Genomic DNA, 3390 nt, shown 5'->3' with positions numbered 1-3390 from the left:
GCCGCTGACCCGCGCGTCGGTCACCGCCCAGGGCCGGCCGCCGATCGCCCGCACGTCCTCTGTTCTCCGTGCGACGGGCGGCGGGGCCGACCGAGGAGATGTCCGCCGCTGAGGCGAGGCGGTCGAGCCGGGGTGGCGGGCCCCACCGCGCCGGTCAGCTGGTGAAGCCGCCGTCCACGTTGACCACGGCTCCGGTCAGGTACCCGGCGTCGGGGCCGGCCAGGTGCGCGACGGTGGCGGCGATGTCGGCCGGTGCGGCGTAGCGGCCGAGGGCGGTGAAGCCCGCGATCGCCGCGGCGTTCGGCCCGTCGGCCGGGTTGGCGTCGGTGTCCGTCGGCCCCGGGTTGACCAGGTTGACCGTGATGCCGCGCGGACCGAGCTCGCGGGCCAGCCCCCGGGTCAGGCCGACCAGCGCGGTCTTGCTCATCGAGTAGAGCGACAGCCCGGGGAAGACCGCCCGTTCTCCGACGTTGCTGCCGATGCTGATGATCCGACCGCCCTCGGTGAGGTGGCGTGCGGCCGCCTGCGCGGCGAGGAAGGGCGCCCGGACGTTCACCGCCAGCGTCCGCTCGACCGCGTCGGCGTCCAGCTCCTGCACCGGGCCGACCAGGAACACCGCGGCGTTGTTCACCAGGATGTCCAGCCGGCCGAACTCGGTGGCCGTCCGGTCGACCGCGTCGCGTACGGCGGCCGGGTCGGCGCTGTCGGCCCGGATCACCAGCGCGCGACGGCCGAGCGCCTCGACCTGCCTCGCCACCACCGCCGCCTGGTCGGCGGCGCGCTCGTAGGTGATCGCCACGTCGGCGCCGTCCCGCGCCAGCCGCAGCGCGATGGCGGCGCCGATGCCCCGGGCCCCGCCGGTGACCAGGGCGGCTTTTCGTCCAGTGTGTTCGTCATGGAAACGATCATCGGAGCTCGGGACGGCGGACGCTGGCGGTGATCGGACGCCTCGTCCACGGGCGGACGCGACGTCCGATTCCGGCGGTTCGCCCCCGACGAGCGGGTCCTGACCGGGCTGGGCGCCCGTGAACCGTCGTCGACGCTGCTCAGCGACTATGTCCGGTACGTCGTCGAGGGGACCACGACCCCGTCGCCCGCCTGGTGGCCGGGGCGCCGGGGGCCGTGACAGTCGGCGCGAGGACTGTTCGCCGGAGCAACGGGAAACCGCCCGGGACGCACCCGGGGAGGAGCGACGGATGACGCATGGCGCCGGACTGACCATCGGTGTGCTCGGCTCGTACGGCGGTCGCAACCTCGGTGACGAGGCGATCCTCACGGGGCTCCTGGCGGACCTGCGCGAGCAGGAGCCGAACGCCCGGATCATCGTCTTCTCCCGCAACCCCGAACACACCCGGGTCGCCCACCCGGACGTGGAGGCGGTGCCGTGGGAGGGGGTCAGCCGCACCGACTCCGCCCTGGTCCTGGCCCAGCTGGACCTGCTGATCCTCGGCGGCGGCGGCATCCTCTACGACCGGGAGGCCCGCCGCTACCTGCGGGTCGTCCGGGTCGCCCAGGAGCGCGGCCTGCCGCTGCTGACGTACGCGGTGGGCGTCGGCCCGCTCAGCGACAGCGTGGACACCGGGATGGTGCGGGAAACCCTCGCCAGCGCGGTCCAGGTGACCGTGCGCGACCAGGAGTCCCGGATGGTGCTGGAGGAGGCCGGGCTGCTCAACCCGATCACCGTCACCGCGGACCCGGCGTTCCTGCTGCAACCGGAGGACTTCCCGGCGGAGCTGCTGCGCGAGGAGGGGGTGCCGGCCGGCAAGCGGCTGGTCGGGATAAGCGTGCGGGAGCCGGGCCGGGCCGCCGAGCGCCTCGACGTCGACGGCTACCACCGCCTGCTGGCCCAGATCGGCGACTTCCTGGTGCACCGGATCGACGCGTACGTGCTCTTCGTGCCGATGGAGCGCGACGACATCCGGCACTCGCACGGGGTGCTGTCCCACATGATCGCCGCCGAGCGGGGCCGGATCCTGCACGGCACCTACTCGCCCGAGCAGGTGCTCGGGCTGATGCGCCACTTCGACCTGGCCGTCGGGATGCGGCTGCACTTCCTGATCTTCGCCGCGATGGTCGGCACCCCGTTCCTGCCGCTGCCGTACGCCGGCAAGGTCTTCGACCTGGCCCAGCGGCTCGGCGTGCCGGCGCTGCGCGGGGTGGAGCGGGAGGTCGAGGGGCCGCTGCTGGCCGAGGTCGACCGGCTCTGGGACGAGCGCGAACAGCGGGCCGCGGCCACGGCGCGGCGGGTGGCCCACGTGTGCGACGAGGCCCGGGGCACCTCGCAGGTCACCCGCGCGGTGCTGGAGAGCCTGCGGGCCCGGCACCTGACCCAGGTGAACGCCTGAGCGGCTCCCGGCGGTCACGGCGGGGGTCGGCCGGGCGGTGAATCAGTTGGCGGTCGCGTGCAGCGGCGGGCGGGCTCAGACCGCCGGGCCGCGCCAGCAGTACCGCCACTGCGTCGCGTCCGCATGTACGGACTCCAGCTCGTAGATGTCCGCCCCGGCCAGCCCCTCCGCCCCCACATGATGGTGGGTCAGCGGCGGGCGGCCGTTCGGGTCCAGCTCGACGGTGACGCTCTCACCGTCGGCGGCGCCACCGACCAGGGGGATCTCTACCGTTGATGCCATGCGCCCATCCTGCCCCGGTCGGCGGGACCCCGCAGCGGTTAGCGGGGCAGCGGGGCGCGCCCGCCAACGGCTACGGTCCCCGGATGGCGGAAATCCGTGTCGATCCCACGCTCGGCCCGGTGCTGGCCCGCACGGGCGACGAACGGGCGGTGCTCACCTCCTTCCTCGACCTCCACCGTGCCGTGGTGCTGCGCAAGCTGCGCGGGCTGTCCGACGCCGACGCCACGCGCCGGCTGGTGCCGTCGGCGACCACCCTCGCCGGCCTGGTCAAGCACCTGACCCTGGTCGAGCGGAACTGGTTCCCGTGCCTGCTCGGCCCCGGGCCGGGCGACGTCTACCTGACCTCCGAGGAGGACGCCGTGGCCAGCTTCGCGCTGACCGGCGAGGACACCGTCGAGGTGCTCGCCGCAGCGTACGAGCGGGCCTGCGCCCGGTCCCGCGAGGTCGCCGGGCGGTTCGACCTGGACCACGTCGTCGGGCACCCGCAGCTGGGCGAGGTCTCGCTGCGCTGGATCCTGACGCACATGATCGAGGAGACGGCCCGGCACGCCGGGCACGCCGACATCCTCCGCGAGCTGACCGACGGCGCCACCGGCGCCGTCTGACCGGCCCGCCCCGCTGCGTGGCCGGTGCTCAGGCCGGCGGCGGCAGCAGGCCGGGGGAATACTCCATGCCGTCGTGGGTGCAGGCCGCGGCGGCGACCCGGGCCGCGTACGCCGTCGCTGCGGTCAGCGACGCACCGCGCAGCCGGGCGGCGATCACG

General features: G+C 74.7%; 4 protein-coding genes. 2 read left to right on the top strand and 2 right to left on the bottom strand.

Translation table 11 applies throughout. The features are described from left to right. Positions 1 to 154: 154 nt before the first annotated feature. Positions 155 to 868: an SDR family NAD(P)-dependent oxidoreductase gene (locus NCC78_RS29710; protein WP_250798684.1), complete on the bottom strand. Its 714-nt coding sequence runs from the start codon at positions 866 to 868 to the stop codon at positions 155 to 157. A 328-nt stretch (positions 869 to 1196) separates the two neighbouring features. On the opposite strand from NCC78_RS29710, the gene NCC78_RS29705 reads away from it, so the two are divergent. Continuing rightward, positions 1197 to 2345: a polysaccharide pyruvyl transferase family protein gene (locus tag NCC78_RS29705; protein ID WP_250798683.1), complete on the top strand. Its 1149-nt coding sequence runs from the start codon at positions 1197 to 1199 to the stop codon at positions 2343 to 2345. 75 nt (positions 2346 to 2420) lie between these two features. Here NCC78_RS29705 and NCC78_RS29700 read toward each other — a convergent pair whose 3' ends face one another. Next, the gene (locus NCC78_RS29700; RefSeq protein ID WP_250798682.1) at positions 2421 to 2627 is read right to left on the bottom strand and encodes a DUF8847 domain-containing protein; all 207 of its coding nucleotides are present in this window, start codon (positions 2625 to 2627) and stop codon (positions 2421 to 2423) included. A gap of 83 nt (positions 2628 to 2710) precedes the next feature. Here NCC78_RS29700 and NCC78_RS29695 point away from each other — a divergent pair, with 83 nt between their 5' ends. Then, a complete protein-coding gene (locus NCC78_RS29695) occupies positions 2711 to 3232 on the top strand; it encodes a DinB family protein (protein ID WP_250798681.1) in 522 nt (173 codons plus the stop codon). Positions 3233 to 3390 lie beyond the last annotated feature (158 nt).

The sequence above is a fragment of the Micromonospora phytophila genome (genome assembly GCF_023656545.1).
Taxonomy (GTDB): Bacteria; Actinomycetota; Actinomycetes; order Mycobacteriales; family Micromonosporaceae; genus Micromonospora; species Micromonospora phytophila.
Note: the sequence above shows the minus strand (reverse complement) of the source record. Positions and strands in the feature narration are given on the sequence as shown.

What these genes read in the sequence shown, in the direction of transcription:
- NCC78_RS29705 (WP_250798683.1), top strand. Translation starts at nt 1,197, where the DNA reads ATGACGCATGGCGCCGGACTGACCATCGGTGTGCTCGGCTCGTACGGC.
- NCC78_RS29700 (WP_250798682.1), bottom strand. Translation starts at nt 2,627, where the DNA reads ATGGCATCAACGGTAGAGATCCCCCTGGTCGGTGGCGCCGCCGACGGT.
- NCC78_RS29695 (WP_250798681.1), top strand. Translation starts at nt 2,711, where the DNA reads ATGGCGGAAATCCGTGTCGATCCCACGCTCGGCCCGGTGCTGGCCCGC.